Below are 16,795 nucleotides of genomic sequence, written 5' to 3'. Positions count from 1 at the left end.
ATGAAAATGACCGCGGCTGCAGTGAATGATTTTATTGATAGCACTATTCCTATGTACAAGCTCTCGGGTTATCGAGTGGAAACGGTCATTGAAGGTGAGATTCGTGTGCGCCTGCCCTACAGTGCTGACAGTCTTCGTGCAGGCGGCAGCATTTCGGGACCGACCATGATGACGCTCGCTGATACCGCCATGTATGCGCTGATTCTGGCCAGTCTTGGCCCCATAGGTCTGGCTGTAACGCAAAACCTAAACATTAATTTTCTGCGTAAGCCGCGCAATGCCGATCTCATCGCCACCGCGCGCTTTTTGCGTCTGGGCAAGCGCTCGGCAGTGATTGATGTGTTAATTCATGCCGGTGATGACCCCGAGCCGGTTGCACAGGCGACGGGCACTTACGCGATCCCCGCGGCTTAGCTACACTCTCGACATTCGCGTCCAGAAGTTCAGGGACGCATTTGCCGGAGACTTATCCTTTGTTAAAGCCTCTCGCTCATCACCAGCTCTACCGCGCCACGTCATTAAAAAACCTGCCGTTTCGGCATACTCGCCGCCTCAAGCCCATGACTGACTTTTTGGGGCAGGAACGCGCGCGCGAGTCGGTCGAGATGGCCGTAGCCATGCCGCACGACGGCTATAACTTGTTTGCCATCGGCAATAACGGATTGGGCAAGCGCACCATGATTCGCCGTTATCTAGAATCCGTGGCAAAAGCACGACCCGCGCCGTCTGATTGGATCTACGTCAATAATTTTCTGGATCCACGCTACCCACAGGCTATTGAGTTGCCCGCTGGCGTTGGCGCGGTGTTCAAACAAGACGTACACAAGCTCTGGCGCAAACTCTCCGACCGCATTCTTAGCGCCTTTGAAAGCGATCGTTATCAGGACAGACGCGAGAGCCTTAAGGGCGAGCTCAGCCGAGTCCAGCAAGATGCTCTCACGCAATTGGCGGCCATTGGTGAAAAGCAGGGCGTCAAATTGGTGCTGCGCACTCCCGGTGGCTACGGTTTCTCACCCATGTCTGAGGGCGGTGAGGTACTGAGCGTCGAAGCCTTTAATAAATTGCCTGCGCAGCAGCAAGAAAAAGCTAAGGCGGCCATGGTCGATATGGAAAATCGCCTGCGCAAGGTTGCCCGAAAGCTCGATCAAATTGAGGATCGCAATCGCGACCAGGTCGACAAACTGAATGAAGAAGTCGCGCTGGCGGTGATCGATCCGTTGATGGCGAAATTGCTGGAAAAATACGCCCCGCACGTCAGTTTAGTGCGCTATTTAAAAGCCTATCGCAGTGATTTACTCGATCACCTTGAGCTGGTGCTTAATGCCGGCGACAACCAAGATGCCACCGTCTCTGTGGGTCAGGTTGGCGAGCAGTTACCGCCGGTTCGCTATCAGGTCAATGCCCTAATTTCTCGCGATCCCAAGCAGGGCGCACCGGTCATTTTTGAAGATCTGCCTACACACTACAACTTGCTCGGGCATGTTGAGCAGGTGACCTATATGGGCACCGTGGCCACCGATTTCACGCTGATTCGTCCGGGCGCGCTGCATCGTGCCAATGGCGGCTTTTTGTTAATCGAGGCCGAGCAGGTGCTAGAGCATCCCTATGCGTGGCAGAGCTTGAAGCGCGCCTTGCGGGCAAAATCGTTGAAACTGTCTTCGCTAGAGCAAATGTTGACCTTAACGGGCACGGTGTCACTAGAGCCCGACGCCATTCCGCTGCATTTGAAGCTGATTTTGCTGGGCGATCGCGAAACGTTTTATCTGCTGCAAGAGTTCGATCCTGAGCTGGAAACCGTGTTCAAGATGCGTGCCGATTTCGAGTCGGACATGCCCCGTAATCCAGAAAATGAGCTGATCTACGCACACTTTCTCGGTGATGTGGCCAATCGTGAAGGTCTACGTGCGCTGGATCGCAGTGGCGTCGCTCGCCTGATCGAGGAAAGTGCACGTGCGGCCGATGATCAGGATCTGCTTTCCTTGCATGCACGAGGCGTCGCGGATTTATTGCGCGAGTCGAATTATTGGGCAGAGCAAGAGCAGGCGGAGTTTATTGCCAGCGGCCATATTGCGCAGGCCTTGCAGGGACGTGAGCGTCGTCACGATCGCATCCGTCGCCTGTACTTAGAGGATATCGGGAAGGGCAATCAGCTCTTTACCTGTTCGGGTGAAGTCATTGGTCAGGTTAACGGCCTGACGGTGGTGAGCTATGGCGATGCCAGCTTTGGCTTGCCCTCGCGCATCTCCGTCACCGCGCATTATGGCAATGGCGAGATCATTGATATTGAGCGCGACGTAGAGCTCGGTGGCGCAATTCACTCCAAGGGCGTGCTCATTCTCACCAGCTATTTGAAAGCGCGTTTCGGTGCGGAACATCCCTTGCGTTTCGCCGCCAATATTGCCTTCGAGCAATCTTACTCCGGTGTGGATGGCGACAGTGCTTCGCTGGGCGAGCTCTGCGGCCTGCTCTCGGCCATCGGTAAATTGCCAGTGAAACAGCAGTTCGGCATTACCGGATCGGTTAACCAATTTGGCGAAGTTCAGCCCATTGGTGGCGTTAACGAGAAAATTGAAGGCTTTTTTGCGGCTTGCCAATTGAAAGGCCTAACGGGCGATCAAGCGGTCATTATTCCGGTACAGAACATTCGCCACCTGATGTTGCGTGAAGATGTGCTGGCGGCCATTAAAGCCGGTCAGTTCCGAATTTATGCCATCAGCCGGGTAGAAGAGGCTATTGAGCTTCTACTGGGCAAAACAGCGGGTGTAATGGATAGTGAAGGGAATTATCCGGAAGGTTCGGTCTTCGCCGCTGTGGCGGAGCGCTTTGCGGTCTGGCATGACGCTGAAAAGGACGATGATGACGAGGACGAAAAGCCTGCAGCAGCTGTTTCTGCAGCAGCTTCTGAGCCTGGAAAAGCGCCAGTTAACCCGATAATTTGACTCGCTAGTCACAAAAAGGCGGCGCAAATGACGCGCCGCCTTCGCAAAACCCCTGCCAAAAAAGCCGGAGATGCGTACACTCGGCCAACCCGCTTTCGTGCTGTTTGGTCGATTGACCGCAGCGGCGTGTGCATTCATTCGAACTCTTTCGAAAAAAACGGAGATCACTGCATGATTTATTCGGGATCGGCCATCAGCGTGCAAGCGCTGGACAATGGCATCGCGGAACTCAAATTCGATCTCGCTGGCGAGTCCGTCAACAAGTTCAACGCCGTCACGGTGAACGAACTTGCTGCCGCCACGCAAGCGATTAAGGCTGACAGCAGCATCAAGGGCGTGGTCGTCACGTCTGGCAAAGGCGTATTTATCGTCGGCGCCGACATCACCGAATTCGGCTCGCTGTTCGCCAATGGCGAAGCCGGCGTCGTGGAGTGGACGGCCAAGGCCGCTTCCGTATTCAGCGCGTTTGAAGACCTGACCGTACCGTCTGTGGTTGCCATCAATGGCATCGCGCTCGGTGGCGGTTTTGAAATGTGCCTATCCTGCGACTACCGCGTGATGTCCACTGCCGCTAAAGTCGGTCTGCCGGAAGTCAAGCTAGGCCTGTTCCCAGGCTTCGGCGGCACGGTTCGTTTGAGCCGTGTCATCGGTATCGACAACGCCGTGGAGTGGATTGCCGGTGGCAGCGAGAAGCGCCCGGATGTCGCACTCAAGGAAGGCGCAGTCGATGCCGTGGTCGCTCCTGAGCTGCTGCGTGATGCCGCCATCAACCTGTTGCAGCAGGCCATTGCCGGCAAGCTGGACTGGAAAGCCAAGAAGGCCGAGAAGCTGGCGCCAGTGAAGCTGAACATGATGGAACAGATGATGGCCTTCAACACCTCGATGGCTGTTGTTGCTGGCAAGGCCGGCAGCAACTACCCAGCGCCGGTGCTGGCGGTGAAGACCATGCAAAAGCATGCCACCATGACCCGCGACGATGCCATGCAGGCCGAAGCCGCTGGTTTCGCCAAGGCCGCCGTAACCCCGCAGGCCAACGCGCTGATCGGTCTGTTCATGGCTGACCAGGCCGTGAAAAAAGCTGCCAAAAAGCATTCCGCCAAGTCGGCCAAGGAAGTCAAGCAGGCTGCCGTGCTCGGCGCCGGCATCATGGGTGGCGGTATCGCCTACCAGTCGGCCAGCAAAGGCACGCCGATCATCATGAAGGACATCCGCTCCGAAGCGCTGGATCTGGGGATGGGTGAAGCCTCCAAGCTGCTCTCCGGCCAGGTGGCAAAAGGCCGTCTGACCGCTGACAAAATGGGTCAGGTGCTGTCCAGCATCCGTCCGACGCTGAACTACGGCGACTTCAAGACGGTCGATATCGTTATCGAAGCCGTGGTTGAGAATGCCAAGGTCAAGGGCGCTGTGCTGTCGGAAGTGGAAGGCCTGGTTGCCGACGACTGCATCCTCGCCTCCAACACCTCGACCATTTCTATCACGCATCTCGCCAAGTCGCTGAAGCGCCCGCAGAATTTTGTCGGCATGCACTTCTTCAACCCGGTACACATGATGCCGCTGGTGGAAGTTATCCGTGGCGAGCAGTCGTCTGATGAAGCCGTGGCCGCCACCGTTAAACTGGCGCAGCAAATGGGTAAAACCCCGATTGTGGTTAACGATTGCCCTGGCTTCTTGGTCAACCGCGTGCTGTTCCCGTACTTCGGCGGCTTCGACCTGCTGGTGCGTGATGGTGCTGACTTCCAGGCTATCGACAAGGTCATGGAAAAGTTTGGCTGGCCCATGGGCCCGGCTTACCTGCTCGACGTGGTTGGTATCGACACCGGCGTTCACGCTGCGCACGTTATGGCTGAAGGCTTCCCAGACCGCATGAAGCCGGACTACAAGTCCGCTACTGAAATCATGTTCGACAACACCCGCTACGGCCAGAAAAACGGCAAGGGTTTCTATGTCTACGAACAGGACAAGAAGGGCAAGCCGAAGAAAGTGGTTGATCCAACAACCTATGAGCTGATCGCTCCGGTGGTTGCCGCGCGCAAGGAATTTGAGGCTGACGAGATTATCGCTCGCTTGATGCTGCCACTGGTTAATGAAATTGCCCGTTGTTTGGAAGAGAAGATCGTTGCCTCGGCTGCTGAAGCCGACATGGCTTTGATTATGGGCATCGGTTTCCCACCGTTCCGTGGCGGCGCTTGCCGTTATGTGGATCAGATGGGTATTCAAAACTACCTAGCGCTGTGCGAGAAGTACGCGCACCTCGGCAAGGCCTACGAGGCACCGGCTCTGATCAAGACCATGGCCGCCAACAACCAGAAATTTTTCGGCTGATCTAGGAGCCTGACATGACTACTTTGAACCCGCGTGATGTGGTGATTGTCGATGGCGTACGTAGCGCCATGGGCCGTACCAAGAACGGCATGTTCCGCAATGTCCGTGCCGACACGATTTCGGCTGAACTGGTAAAGGCGCTGTTTGCCCGAAACCCGAATGCCAATCCGGAAGAAGTTGAAGATGTGATCTGGGGCTGTGTGAACCAGACCTTGGAGCAGGGCATGAACGTGGCGCGTAACATCGCCATGCTCGCTGAGTTGCCACGCTCGGTGCCAGGCCAGACGGTAAACCGTCTTTGCGGTTCGTCGATGCAGGCACTGCACACTGCAGCAGCTCAGATCATGACTGGCCAGGGTGATGTTTTCGTCATCGGCGGTGTTGAGCACATGGGCCACGTTGGCATGATGCACGGCATCGATCTCAACCCAGCAGCGTCCAAGTACTACGCGAAAGCGTCGAACATGATGGGCCTGACCGCTGAAATGCTAGGCACCATGAACGGCATCAGCCGTGAAATGCAGGACCAGTTCGGCTTGATTTCGCACCAGAAAGCTTGGGCAGCGACGCAAGAAGGCCGTTTTGCCAATGAAATCGTCGGCATTGAAGGTCACGACGCCAACGGCTTCAAGCAGCTCTGCACAATTGACGAAGTGATTCGTCAGGATGCCACCCTGGAGCAGTTTGCTGCGCTGCGTCCGGCCTTCAACCCTAAGGGTGGCACGGTTACGGCTGGTACGTCGTCGGCGTTATCCGACGGTGCTTCCGCGATGCTGCTGATGAGCGCTGAACGCGCCAAAGCACTGGGTCTGAAGCCACGTGCCAAAATTCGCTCGATGGCGGTTGCTGGCTGTGAAGCAGCGATCATGGGCTGGGGCCCAGTCCCTGCCACTGAGAAGGCACTCAAGCGTGCTGGTCTGTCGATCAACGACATCCAGACTGTCGAGCTAAACGAAGCCTTCGCAGCCCAGGGCCTGTCCGTGCTCAAGGGGCTGAACCTGCTCGATCAGGCTGAAGCCAAGGTCAACCACAATGGCGGCGCGATTGCGCTCGGCCATCCGCTGGGTTGCTCCGGTGCGCGTATCACCACCACACTGCTGAACGTGATGGAACAGAAAGATACGCAGCTGGGTCTGGCGACGATGTGTATTGGTCTAGGCCAAGGCATCGCGACGGTTATCGAGCGTCTCTAAGCTGCAGCGTGCAGTGGCTTTGTTGCACTGCACTGCCGAAGCGTTCCGCTAAAAATACCGCGTGTGACTTGCGCGGTATTTTTTTGCCTGCATTTCTGATGAATGATTGGGAGAACACCATGCGAATTCTTCACACCATGCTTCGTGTCGGCGATCTAGACCGATCTATTAGCTTCTATCGCGATGTCCTTGGGATGCAGTTGCGTCGTCGTAACGATTACCCCGGCGGCCGCTTCACGCTGGCCTTCATGGGTTTTGAGGGCGATGCCATGGAGCTGGAGCTGACCCACAACTGGGACACAGCCAGCTACGAGTTGGGTAGCGGCTACGGCCATGTCGCGCTGGCGGTGCCGGATGCTTACGCCGCCTGCGAGGCCGTGATTGCCAAGGGCGGCAAGGTGACTCGCCCCGCGGGACCCATGATGCATGGCACCACGGTCATTGCCTTTGTCGAAGATCCAGACGGCTACAAAATTGAGCTAATCCAGACACCCCACTGAGTTAGCCCTTCAGTTTCGCGGCCTATGTTAGGTCGCGAAACTATCGCGAATCAGGCCAACAAACACACCCTCAATCACCACCTTGTCTGGCGAAATCAGCTGTGGTTCAAAAGTGGTGTTGGCGGGGACTAGCTTCACCATTTTTTTCTCGTAATCGAGGTATTTAACGGTCACTTCGTTGTCGATGCGCGCGATGACAATTTGGCCAGCGCGAGCGATGCTGGTCTTGTAGACCGCAATGAGGTCGCCATCGAGGATGCCAGCATCCTTCATGGACTCGCCACGAACGCGCAGTAGATAGGTTGGTCGCTTGTTAAACAGACCACGCGGAACCGGTAGGCTGTGATCGTGATTTTCAACAGCTTCCAAGGGAAGGCCCGCGGCCACGGAGCCGATGACGGGGATGAGGTCTTCATCGAGTAGCTCGTCAACCAGCAGCTGTATGCCCCGAGACAGTTCAGCATGCAATTTGATATAGCCTTTCTGCTCCAGCGCGCGCAGATGATCCGCGGCTGCCGTTTTAGAGCGGAAACCAAACTTAAGGGCGACTTCAGCGCGGGTGGGTGCCATGCCATTGCTTTCGACGCAATCGCGTATAAAGTCGAGAATTTCAGCTTGGCGCGTGGTGAGTGCTTGCATGTCGATTAACCTCTCTGTGAGTGTCAAAAATACGAGAATACTGACCAAAAAGCCAGTGCTGACTCTATTGTCAGTAAGTTTTCCGATAGTCGGTTGATACAAACTGATAGACTCAGACTCTTAATCGCGAAGGCGGGTGTCATGACGACGTTTCTTTGGGTGAGCTTTTTGGTACTGGCCAGCATCATTGGCAACATTATGTGGCTGCGCCCCAGTAGAAGTGATCGGGCGCTTATTAAGCAGCGTGACTTTGCCAAGTCCCAAGGCTTAAGCGTGAACCTGCGTGTAGCGCCAGAGTGGCTGGGCCAAAAGCCGGGGCAGGGACTGATTGCCCAGTATCGCTATCCGCTCACGACTCAGCCGGTGGCATTGGGTCGCTGGCGTTGGCATGAGGGACTGCTCAACTGGCAGCCCCTCGATGACAAGTCGGCCTGGCTTACTTCACCTCCTTGGCCAACGCCAGCTCCTGCGGGTTGGTTGGGTATTGATGTTCGTGCTGACGGCGTGGTGCTTTATTGGCGTGAGGATGGCCAAATTCAGACCGTAGAGCAGTTCATTCGCCTACTTAAGCCGGTGTTTGCTTGACCCCATCGCGTCGTCCTCGTATATATGCCGCTCTTTTGATGGGCGTTGTCTGCGTCCCGTCATTCACCGTTGTAAGGAATTCCCGACACCATGGGTAGATCACTGGTCATCGTCGAGTCGCCGGCGAAAGCCAAGACCATCAACAAGTATCTGGGCAAAGACTTTATTGTGAAGTCCAGTGTTGGCCATGTCCGCGATTTGCCGGTCAGTGGTGGCTCCACCAGTGATCCCGCTGAGCGAGCGAAAGCGGCTGCTGAGACCCGTAAGCTCTCGCCGGAGCAGAAACTCGAACAGAAGGCGGGTAAGCAGCGCGCGGCGCTCGTGGCACGCATGGGTGTCGATCCGGACAAAAGCTGGAAGGCTAAGTACGAAATCCTACCCGGCAAAGAGAAGGTCGTTAGTGAGCTCAAGGCGCTAGCTAAAGAAGCTGACACCATCTACCTCGCGACTGACTTGGATCGCGAAGGGGAGGCCATTGCGTGGCATCTTCGTGAAGTCATTGGCGGTGATGACAGCCGCTTTAAGCGTGTGGTGTTTAACGAAATTACCAAAACGGCCATTACCGAGGCATTTAAAGCGCCGGGTGAGCTCAATCTGGATCGTGTGAATGCCCAACAGGCGCGTCGTTTCCTTGATCGTGTCGTTGGCTACATGGTGTCGCCGCTGCTCTGGGAAAAGATTGCGCGTGGCTTGTCCGCTGGTCGAGTGCAGTCTGTGGCTGTGCGTTTGGTGGTTGAGCGTGAGCGTGAAATTCGCGCCTTCATTCCCGAAGAATATTGGGAAATCTGGGCCGATACTTTGACGCCGCAAAAGGGCGCCTTGCGCCTTGAAGTGAGCAAGCAGGGTGGTGATGCCTTCAAGCCGGTCAACGAAGCGCAAGCCAGTGCCGCCGTGACGGTGCTGCAGAAAGCCGCCTATCGCGTGACTAAGCGGGAAGACAAACCCACTCGCAGCAAGCCCACAGCACCGTTCATTACGTCCACACTGCAGCAGGCTGCGAGCACGCGCTTGGGCTTTAGTGTGAAAAAGACCATGACGCTGGCGCAGCGCCTGTACGAAGCCGGTCACATCACCTATATGCGTACCGACTCGACCAACCTGAGTCAGGATGCCGTGGCCGCCGTGCGCGACTACATCACGGACCAGTTTGGCGCGAAATACCTGCCCGCCAACCCCATTTCCTATAGCAGCAAGGAAGGCGCGCAAGAGGCGCATGAAGCAATCCGTCCTTCTAATGTGTCGGCCAAGCCAGGTACGGTTGAAGGGCTGGAGAAAGATGCTGAGCGCTTGTATGACCTGATCTGGCGTCAGTTTGTGGCGTGCCAGATGACCGAAGCCGAATACACCAGCACCAGCCTTACCGTCAGTGCGGCGGATTTTGAGATGCGTACCCGTGGCCGTATTTTGCGTTTCGATGGCTTCACTCGCGTGCTCAGTGCGATTGCTAAAGATAAAGAAGACATCGTCCTGCCGGATGTGGCCGTGGGGGAAACCTTGGCCTTGCAGGCACTCGATCCCAAGCAGCATTTTACTAAGCCGGTAGCGCGCTATACCGAAGCCAGCTTGGTGCGTGAGTTAGAAAAACGCGGCATTGGCCGGCCATCGACCTATGCCGCCATCATCTCCACGATTCAAGAGCGCGGCTATGCCCGTGTTGAGAACCGTCGCTTCTATGCGGAGAAAATGGGCGATATCGTGACCGATCGCCTCAGCGAGAACTTCAGCAACCTCATGGACTACGCCTTCACGGCGGATCTTGAGGCTCAGCTCGACAAAGTGGCTGAGGGTTCAGAGAACTGGAAGGCCGTGCTCGATCGCTTCTACAAGGACTTCCTGAGGAAGCTCGAAAAAGCAGGGCAAGATGACGACGGTATGCGTCGCAACCTGCCGGTGCAAACTGAGTTGCCCTGCCAGCTCTGTACTCGCCCATTGCAAATTCGTACCGCGTCAACCGGGGTGTTTTTGGGGTGCTCAGGCTATGCACTGCCGCCAAAGGAGCGCTGCAAGTTCACCCTCAATTTGATTCGCGGCGATGAAGCGGTCTCCGATGATGACGACGAGAGCGAAACCAAGGCCCTGCGCGCCAAGCATCGCTGCCCGATCTGCAGCACGGCGATGGAAAGCTACCTCATCGATGCTGATCGTAAGCTGCACGTCTGCGGCAACAACCCGGACTGCGCCGGCTACGAAGTGGAAGAGGGCAGCTATCGCATCAAGGGCTATGACGGCCCGCTGATTGAGTGCGACAAATGCGGCAGCGACATGCAGCTGAAGACGGGGCGTTTCGGCAAGTATTTCGGTTGTACCAGCACGACCTGCGGCAATACGCGCAAGCTGTTGCGCAGTGGCGAAGCTGCGCCACCGAAAGCGGATCCCATCCGTATGCCACACTTGCCCTGTGCTAAGTGTGACGATCATTTCCTGCTGCGCGACGGGGCCAGCGGCTTGTTCTTAGCGGCTAGCAAATTCCCTAAGAATCGCGAGACTCGCGCCCCCTCGGTAGACGAGCTGCATACGGTGGCCGAGCAGCTCGATCCCAAGCATCTGTATCTGCTCGATGCCCCGCGTCAAGATCCGGAGGGTCGCCCGTATATCCTCCGTTTCAGCCGCAAGACACGCGAGCAGTATGTGATGTCCGAGGAAGATGGCAAGGCCACGGGTTGGCAGGCCTATTTTGACGGCGGACGTTGGTTGGTGACGGCGCCAAAAGCGGACAAGAAGGTCAAGTCCGATGAGTAAAGACCGAAATATTTTTCCGGCGCGGACGAACCAAAAGCTCTATTTTGCTCGTCTGCAATTGAATTTGTTGCAAGCGGCATTGGCCGACACGGATTCTTTTGACGCGGAGCCACGGGCGATGAGTTGTCGCGAAGCCGCCATCTGGCATCTGCATGCGGGCCTAGGCGCGTTCATGCAGGAGCTGTCGCGCTTTTACAAGGTTATTCCGCCGGTATCGTCCCCGGCTGCGCTTGCTGCAGCGATGGCGCAACGTCAGCAGGTGTCGCCGGAGGCGGAAATTTTGCAGCAGCTGAGCGAGCTGCCTGATAGCTGGCTATCCCAGCTCACTCAGCTCTATCGGGCGACCCTGTTGCCGATTGAATTGCCTGATTTGGCCTCGGAAGCAGATTCACCGGCCCGTATTGGGATTGCTGTCGTCAATACCACTGTGGACTCACCGCTGAGTCAAACCGATCTGGCTACCTTAGACGCTATTCACCGTGCCTTGACGCAAGCCATCCGCGATTTCCGCGCCGAGCTTGTTGAGTTTTAACGTTTTTTCTTGAGCACACCATGTCTGATTTTGCATTTTTAGAACTGACCGAATCGGCCGATGGCGAAGTGATTTTACGACGCAGTGGCGATGCGGCGGACGCTGAGCCTCTCGTCAGTGTGCGCTTCTCGGCGGAAGCTCGTTTAATGTTGGGCGCGCGTACCACCGATATCGCACGCGCTATGGTCGGGGCTGGCGTTCAATTGGCAACACATCACCTGGCCAATCCCGAAGGCTTTGAGGGCGATCAAAAAACCCTGCATTGAGGTCTGTATGTTGCCGAGCCAAGGTTTACCCGCGCAAATTCCTGCTGCTCGTTGGCTGCTAGTGGGTGTGCTGAGTCAGCGCCTTTGGCTCTGTGAAGGTAACAATATCCTCGCAGACTACTCGATCTCTACCGCATTAAAGGGTGTTGGCGAGAGCTCGGGCAGTGAGCAAACGCCGCGTGGATGGCATTGTGTGCGAGCGCGCATTGGCGCTGATGCGCCGTTGACAGCCGTGTTTCGGGGGCGACGTCTTACCGGAGAAATTTGTACACCGGACTTATTGGCTCAATTTCCCCAGCGTGACTGGATCTTGACCCGTATTTTATGGCTTTCAGGTCTTGAACCTGGTGTTAATCGCGGCAAGAACGCGCAAGGCTGTGTGGACTCGATGCGTCGCTACATTTATGTGCATGGCACTCCCGATAGCGAACCCATGGGTGAGCCTCGTTCGCACGGCTGTATTCGGATGCGCAACACCGACATCGTCTCTCTGTTCGATCAAGTGCCGGCCTACACGCCCGTGTTCATTTCGGAGCAGGCATGATTGGTCAGGCGTGGCCCGTGGCGGCCACTGGCTACACCATTTTGGAGTTAGGCGAGATTAATCGTCAGACCCTACAGTTAGTGCTACAGGCCTACTTAGTGGCCGACCCTCGTGGCAATACGTTTGCAGACCGCTTTGCTGACTACGAACTTGCCGAGGCCGCAGCCCGGCATTTTGCTGCTCAAGGGCTGCTTGCAAAGGCATAGTTTCCTTCAAAATCTTCGTTGCGCTCATAAAAGCGTCACTTGATGCGTTTGCCCTAAGAATCCTTTTGACAGCCTGAAAAGAATCCCTATAATGCGCCCCACACAGCGACGACAATGGGTGTTTAGCTCAGCTGGGAGAGCAGCGCCCTTACAAGGCGCGGGTCGGCGGTTCGATCCCGTCAACACCCACCATTTCGTCTTTGTGTACCGACGCGCAGCGGTAGTTCAGTCGGTTAGAATACCGGCCTGTCACGCCGGGGGTCGCGGGTTCGAGTCCCGTCCGCTGCGCCATATGACTAAGAAACGCCTTAATCGAAAGATTAAGGCGTTTTTTTTAGTCCAGATTCTGTCATCTCCTTTCGTCACATTTTTCCCAAGCTTTTCGCTTTGACAAGATCTTTCTTGCCCCGTTATATGCCTACTGGGTTTTAACTTTTCAGTAGGATGCTGCAATGAGTGGAAATCAAGTCTTAGTCGGCAAAGGGGACGTCACGTGCTTGTTGGAAGGGCGTTACGCTAATCGCCATGGCCTGGTGGCGGGTGCAACCGGTACCGGTAAAACGATTACGCTTCAAATTTTGGCGGAGGGCTTTGCCGACCTTGGTGTCCCGGTATTTTTGGCAGATATCAAAGGTGATGTGGCGGGTCTGTCGCAAGCGGGCGACAGCGCGAATCCGAAATTGGCAGAGCGCGCGGTAAAGACTGGAATGAGTGAGTTCAGAACTCAGGCGTATCCAGTGGTGTTTTGGGATGTTTTTGGTGAGCAGGGTCACCCCGTTCGCGCCTCCATCTCTGATTTAGGCCCACTCCTGCTGACCCGCATGCTTGATCTCAATGAGACTCAAGAAGGCGTTTTAAACCTGCTTTTTAAGTATGCCGACGACAACGGCCTACTTTTACTCGACCTGAAAGACCTGCGCGCCTTGCTGAGTTTTGCTGCCGATAATACCGAGGCCTTTGGTCGTGACTACGGAGCCTTGAGCAAAGCTAGCTTGGGGGTGATACAGCGCTCGTTGCTGACGTTAGAGCAGCAAGGCGCAGAGGCCTTTTTTGGTGAGCCCGCCCTGAAGCTCGAAGACTTCATGCAAACCACCTTGGAAGGTCGCGGCGTCATCAATATTTTAGCGGCGGACAAGCTCTATCAGCAGCCACGCTTGTACGCGACTTTTTTATTGTGGTTGCTCTCGGAGCTCTTTGAGAACCTGCCTGAGCGGGGTGATGCAGATTTACCGCGTTTGGTGTTTTTCTTCGATGAAGCTCACCTGTTATTCAACGATGCCCCGAAAGCGCTCATTGATAAGGTTGAGCAAGTGGTGCGCCTGATTCGCTCCAAGGGCGTGGGGGTGTATTTCATTACCCAAAATCCGTTGGATGTACCGGAGTCCATTTTGGGGCAGCTGGGGAATCGTGTGCAGCACGCGCTGCGCGCCTTTACTCCGCGCGATCAGAAGGCCGTTAAGGCCGCTGCTGAGACGTTTCGTGCCAAACCGGGCTTGGATGTGGCAACGGCGATTCTTGAGCTGGGCGTGGGCGAGGCCTTGGTGTCGACCTTGGGTGAGGGCGGTGTGCCTTCGCCCGTTGAGCGTGCCAAAATTCGTCCGCCGCGTTCTCGTATGGGGACAGTCAGTGCCGAAGAACGGCAAATCACTCTGGGTCGATCGCCGTTCAAAGGCCGCTATGATGCCTTGGTTGATCGAGAGTCTGCTTATGAGATGTTGCAGCAACGAGCGCAAGCGCAAATGCAATCCGCCACGGCTGCTGCGTCTGCCCAAGCTGCGGAAAAGGCGGCTGCTTTAGCTGCGAAAGCGGCAGCAAAACGACCGGCCAGTGAGCCGGATAGCTTATGGAAGACCGCGGCAAAAAGTGCGGCTCGCGCAGCCAGCTCCGAAGTTGGCCGTAAAATTGGCCGAGAGCTTTTGCGGGGCCTTTTGGGCTCGTTTAGTCGTCGTTAATGGAGATCATGCATGGTGCTTAATGTTCAGCCCGTGGCTTTTGCCTTGGATGAAGTGGAGTTTCTGGCTATCCGAGCGCAGGGCGCGGGCGGGCAAAACGTCAATAAAGTGTCTAACGCGATTCACTTGCGCTTTGACGTGGCGGCGTCTTCATTAGCGGATGAAATTAAGCAGCGTATTCTGGCCTGGTCAGATCAGCGCATTAGCCGAGAAGGCGTGATCGTTATTAAAGCCCAGCGCTTTCGCAGCCTAGAAAAAAATCGCGAGGATGCGATTCAGCGCCTTCACGAGTTACTTGCCGAAGCTAATCATGTGCTGCCCCATCGAACCCCCACGCGGCCAACGCGAAGTGCGCGTCGGCAACGGGTTGATAGCAAGGTTCAGCGCGGTCAGGTAAAAGTCTTACGCAGTCGTGTGCTTGATCATTAAGTAACAGCGCTGCTTACTCACAACCGGAATAAGCAAGTTCTACGCGACGGTTTTGCGCCCAAGCGGATTCATCTGAGCCAAGGGCAGCCGGCTTCTCTTCTCCGTAGCTCACCACTTGCAGCTGCGTAGGTGTCACGCCTGCGGCAGCGAGGAAGGTGGCAACCGCATTGGCGCGGCGCTCGCCAAGCGCGAGGTTGTAGTCGGCGGTACCTCGCTCATCCGTATGGCCGGTGATTTTCATTTGCACACGTGGATTCTGTTGCAGCAGCAGTGCATGCGCGGCTAGAACGCCAGAGATTTCACTGTTCAGATCGTGCTTGTCGGTAGCGAAGGTAAAAACGCTTTGTGTAACGGCCGTTTGTTGCGATGCCTCGGGCAGGCGAGCGGCCAGCGCCGTTAGGGCTGCGGGTGCACAAGCGCGGTCTGCCGGGCGATTAATTTCTTCCGCATTATTAACAACGGAGGGTGCTAGAGGGCCATTCGTCTCGGGTTCGATAGCCGCTGATGGGTTGCCTTTGAGCAAGCGATCAAGGGTAGAACAGCCACTGAGACTGATGAGTGCGGTGCTGAGAACCGCCAGAGCCACTACATTTTTCATATGATCCATCCGTTTAAAAATACGATTTAGCGCAAAAAAGGTGACCATACAGGGCCTTTAATTTCACCTTGCTGGGTGGGGATTCGCCACTGAGTTTTACCGTCAATGGATTGCACGCGAAGGCCGCGGCCGCCACCTTGTCGACTGCCATAAACCAGCAATCGACTGTCGGGGGCAAAGCTGGGTGAGTCGTCCAGACTGCTCTCACTGAGGATGTCGGTGGTGCCGGTATTGAGGTCGCGCACGGCGAGACGGTAGCGGCCATCGCCAGAGTCATGAACCATCGCCACAAAGCGTCCATCGGGGCTAGGCGCGGCCTTGGCATTGAAACGACCCTCGAATGTCAGGCGCTTGCTATCACCGCTGGCGATATCCAGACGATAGAGCTGAGGCCGTCCCCCGCGATCTGACGTGAAGATAATTTGCTGGCCGTCCTGTAACCAGCGCGGCTCGGTGTCGATGGCGGGGTTGTTGGTAAGCCGAGTCAATGACTGTGTGGCGATCTCCATGACATAAATTTCGGCATTGCCATCCCGTGATAGTGACATCAGCAGGTTTTTACCATCGGGAGACCACGATGGGGCACCGTTGACGCCTTCAAAATTGGTTAGGCGTTTACGCTCTCGCGTTTGTAAATTTTGGATATAGATTTGCGATTGGCCGGTCTCGAAAGACACATAGGCCATGGACCTGCCGTCAGGCGACCACGTCGCGGACATGATGGGCTCATTGGAGTCCAGCAAACGTGTGCGGCGAGCGCCATCAATATCGCTGAGCTCGAGCCGATAGCGACGCTTGCCATCGCGTTCATACACATTGATGTAGGCAATGCGGGTGGAGAAGATGCCTTTTTCCCCGGTGAGCGTTTCAAAGACTCGATCGCTAATGTAATGACCCGCATCTCGCCATCGGGAACTGCTGACGGTGAAACGCTCGGCCAGTAGCGGCGCGGCGCTATCGCGACGCAAGAGCTCGTAGCTAAAGCTGAGTTTGCCATCGGCTTCCCGACGTTGACTGCCGCGTAAGAGCATGTCGCCAGGTAGGGCCTGCCAAGAGTCTGGGTGGATAGTGCCGGTTAGGGTGAGACCCATGGGCAGATCGTTTTCGGCAACGATCTTTAGTTGTCCGCCGCGCGTCAGGTCATTTCGAACAATGCTGGCAATATTTTCGCCACCGTCCTCATCGGCAAATGGCAGCACCGCCAATGGCCTTAGCTGCGCGAGGGCTTTGCTGATTTCAATGCTCAGCATGGCCTGCGCGCTGCCGGAAAGCGTGACCAGCAACATCAACACCGAAAGTGAAAAAAAGCGCATGGGAACCCAAGTCATCATAAAAAAACGGCTGCATTATA

16 protein-coding genes and 2 tRNA genes are annotated in these 16,795 nt (G+C 56.0%); 15 read left to right on the top strand and 3 right to left on the bottom strand.

All coding sequences use genetic code 11. The features are described from left to right. Window positions 1-6: 6 nt before the first annotated feature. The 5 genes from AC14IB_RS04250 (at window position 7) to gloA (ending at window position 6,954) form a co-directional block, all read left to right on the top strand. Window positions 7-414 carry a PaaI family thioesterase gene (locus tag AC14IB_RS04250; protein WP_484230710.1) on the top strand — a complete coding sequence of 136 codons (408 nt, stop codon included), beginning with the start codon at window positions 7-9 and terminating at the stop codon, window positions 412-414. Window positions 415-473: 59 nt separating this feature from the next. Further along, entirely contained in the window at window positions 474-2,939 is a 2,466-nt protein-coding gene (locus tag AC14IB_RS04245; RefSeq protein WP_484230709.1) for an AAA family ATPase, read from the top strand. A gap of 171 nt (window positions 2,940-3,110) precedes the next feature. Further along, the gene (fadB, locus tag AC14IB_RS04240; RefSeq protein ID WP_484230708.1) at window positions 3,111-5,261 is read left to right on the top strand and encodes a fatty acid oxidation complex subunit alpha FadB; all 2,151 of its coding nucleotides are present in this window, start codon (window positions 3,111-3,113) and stop codon (window positions 5,259-5,261) included. Window positions 5,262-5,275: 14 nt separating this feature from the next. Next, the gene (fadA, locus tag AC14IB_RS04235) at window positions 5,276-6,454 is read left to right on the top strand and encodes an acetyl-CoA C-acyltransferase FadA (RefSeq protein WP_484230707.1); all 1,179 of its coding nucleotides are present in this window, start codon (window positions 5,276-5,278) and stop codon (window positions 6,452-6,454) included. Between the two features lie 119 nt (window positions 6,455-6,573). Further along, window positions 6,574-6,954 carry a lactoylglutathione lyase gene (gene gloA / locus AC14IB_RS04230; protein ID WP_484230706.1) on the top strand — a complete coding sequence of 127 codons (381 nt, stop codon included), beginning with the start codon at window positions 6,574-6,576 and terminating at the stop codon, window positions 6,952-6,954. Between the two features lie 27 nt (window positions 6,955-6,981). Here gloA and lexA read toward each other — a convergent pair whose 3' ends face one another. Beyond that, window positions 6,982-7,593 carry a transcriptional repressor LexA gene (lexA, locus tag AC14IB_RS04225; protein WP_068859620.1) on the bottom strand — a complete coding sequence of 204 codons (612 nt, stop codon included), beginning with the start codon at window positions 7,591-7,593 and terminating at the stop codon, window positions 6,982-6,984. A gap of 141 nt (window positions 7,594-7,734) precedes the next feature. On the opposite strand from lexA, the gene AC14IB_RS04220 reads away from it, so the two are divergent. From AC14IB_RS04220 to arfB, 10 genes are all read left to right on the top strand, one after another. Further along, window positions 7,735-8,178 (top strand): hypothetical protein, encoded by a 444-nt coding sequence (locus AC14IB_RS04220; RefSeq protein ID WP_484230705.1) that lies wholly within the window; start codon window positions 7,735-7,737, stop codon window positions 8,176-8,178. Between the two features lie 90 nt (window positions 8,179-8,268). Continuing rightward, complete coding sequence (topA, locus tag AC14IB_RS04215; protein ID WP_484230704.1) at window positions 8,269-10,917, top strand: type I DNA topoisomerase; 2,649 nt, start codon at window positions 8,269-8,271, stop codon at window positions 10,915-10,917. Next, the gene (locus AC14IB_RS04210; protein WP_484230703.1) at window positions 10,910-11,449 is read left to right on the top strand and encodes a DUF6586 family protein; all 540 of its coding nucleotides are present in this window, start codon (window positions 10,910-10,912) and stop codon (window positions 11,447-11,449) included. The genes topA and AC14IB_RS04210 overlap by 8 nt, the downstream gene beginning before the upstream one ends. Window positions 11,450-11,469: 20 nt before the next feature. Continuing rightward, the gene (locus AC14IB_RS04205; protein ID WP_068859612.1) at window positions 11,470-11,715 is read left to right on the top strand and encodes a hypothetical protein; all 246 of its coding nucleotides are present in this window, start codon (window positions 11,470-11,472) and stop codon (window positions 11,713-11,715) included. Window positions 11,716-11,722: 7 nt separating this feature from the next. Then, window positions 11,723-12,259 carry a L,D-transpeptidase family protein gene (locus tag AC14IB_RS04200; RefSeq protein ID WP_484230702.1) on the top strand — a complete coding sequence of 179 codons (537 nt, stop codon included), beginning with the start codon at window positions 11,723-11,725 and terminating at the stop codon, window positions 12,257-12,259. Continuing rightward, window positions 12,256-12,465: a hypothetical protein gene (locus AC14IB_RS04195; protein WP_484230701.1), complete on the top strand. Its 210-nt coding sequence runs from the start codon at window positions 12,256-12,258 to the stop codon at window positions 12,463-12,465. Before AC14IB_RS04200 ends, AC14IB_RS04195 begins: the two co-directional genes overlap by 4 nt. A 116-nt stretch (window positions 12,466-12,581) precedes the next feature. Next, a tRNA-Val gene (locus AC14IB_RS04190) sits at window positions 12,582-12,657 on the top strand. A gap of 22 nt (window positions 12,658-12,679) precedes the next feature. Then, window positions 12,680-12,756, top strand: a tRNA-Asp gene (locus AC14IB_RS04185). A gap of 161 nt (window positions 12,757-12,917) precedes the next feature. Next, window positions 12,918-14,417: a helicase HerA-like domain-containing protein gene (locus tag AC14IB_RS04180; protein ID WP_484230700.1), complete on the top strand. Its 1,500-nt coding sequence runs from the start codon at window positions 12,918-12,920 to the stop codon at window positions 14,415-14,417. A gap of 12 nt (window positions 14,418-14,429) precedes the next feature. Next, entirely contained in the window at window positions 14,430-14,846 is a 417-nt protein-coding gene (gene arfB, locus AC14IB_RS04175; protein WP_068859604.1) for an alternative ribosome rescue aminoacyl-tRNA hydrolase ArfB, read from the top strand. A 13-nt stretch (window positions 14,847-14,859) separates the two neighbouring features. Here the strand turns inward: arfB and pal are convergent, their stop codons facing one another. Next, the gene (pal, locus tag AC14IB_RS04170) at window positions 14,860-15,444 is read right to left on the bottom strand and encodes a peptidoglycan-associated lipoprotein Pal (protein WP_484230699.1); all 585 of its coding nucleotides are present in this window, start codon (window positions 15,442-15,444) and stop codon (window positions 14,860-14,862) included. Window positions 15,445-15,470: 26 nt separating this feature from the next. After that, window positions 15,471-16,775 (bottom strand): Tol-Pal system beta propeller repeat protein TolB, encoded by a 1,305-nt coding sequence (gene tolB, locus AC14IB_RS04165; protein ID WP_484230698.1) that lies wholly within the window; start codon window positions 16,773-16,775, stop codon window positions 15,471-15,473. Window positions 16,776-16,795 lie beyond the last annotated feature (20 nt).

Source organism: Perlucidibaca sp. (assembly GCF_057084925.1).
Note: the sequence above shows the minus strand (reverse complement) of the source record. Positions and strands in the feature narration are given on the sequence as shown.

Bases quoted from the DNA above. Each gene is read 5' to 3' on its own strand.
- pal (WP_484230699.1), bottom strand. From the start codon at position 15,444: ATGAAAAATGTAGTGGCTCTGGCGGTTCTCAGCACCGCACTCATCAGT.
- AC14IB_RS04200 (WP_484230702.1), top strand. From the start codon at position 11,723: ATGTTGCCGAGCCAAGGTTTACCCGCGCAAATTCCTGCTGCTCGTTGG.
- lexA (WP_068859620.1), bottom strand. From the start codon at position 7,593: ATGCAAGCACTCACCACGCGCCAAGCTGAAATTCTCGACTTTATACGC.
- tolB (WP_484230698.1), bottom strand. From the start codon at position 16,775: ATGATGACTTGGGTTCCCATGCGCTTTTTTTCACTTTCGGTGTTGATG.
- fadB (WP_484230708.1), top strand. From the start codon at position 3,111: ATGATTTATTCGGGATCGGCCATCAGCGTGCAAGCGCTGGACAATGGC.
- AC14IB_RS04220 (WP_484230705.1), top strand. From the start codon at position 7,735: ATGACGACGTTTCTTTGGGTGAGCTTTTTGGTACTGGCCAGCATCATT.
- AC14IB_RS04210 (WP_484230703.1), top strand. From the start codon at position 10,910: ATGAGTAAAGACCGAAATATTTTTCCGGCGCGGACGAACCAAAAGCTC.
- gloA (WP_484230706.1), top strand. From the start codon at position 6,574: ATGCGAATTCTTCACACCATGCTTCGTGTCGGCGATCTAGACCGATCT.
- AC14IB_RS04250 (WP_484230710.1), top strand. From the start codon at position 7: ATGACCGCGGCTGCAGTGAATGATTTTATTGATAGCACTATTCCTATG.
- topA (WP_484230704.1), top strand. From the start codon at position 8,269: ATGGGTAGATCACTGGTCATCGTCGAGTCGCCGGCGAAAGCCAAGACC.
- fadA (WP_484230707.1), top strand. From the start codon at position 5,276: ATGACTACTTTGAACCCGCGTGATGTGGTGATTGTCGATGGCGTACGT.
- AC14IB_RS04195 (WP_484230701.1), top strand. From the start codon at position 12,256: ATGATTGGTCAGGCGTGGCCCGTGGCGGCCACTGGCTACACCATTTTG.
- AC14IB_RS04205 (WP_068859612.1), top strand. From the start codon at position 11,470: ATGTCTGATTTTGCATTTTTAGAACTGACCGAATCGGCCGATGGCGAA.
- AC14IB_RS04180 (WP_484230700.1), top strand. From the start codon at position 12,918: ATGAGTGGAAATCAAGTCTTAGTCGGCAAAGGGGACGTCACGTGCTTG.
- arfB (WP_068859604.1), top strand. From the start codon at position 14,430: ATGGTGCTTAATGTTCAGCCCGTGGCTTTTGCCTTGGATGAAGTGGAG.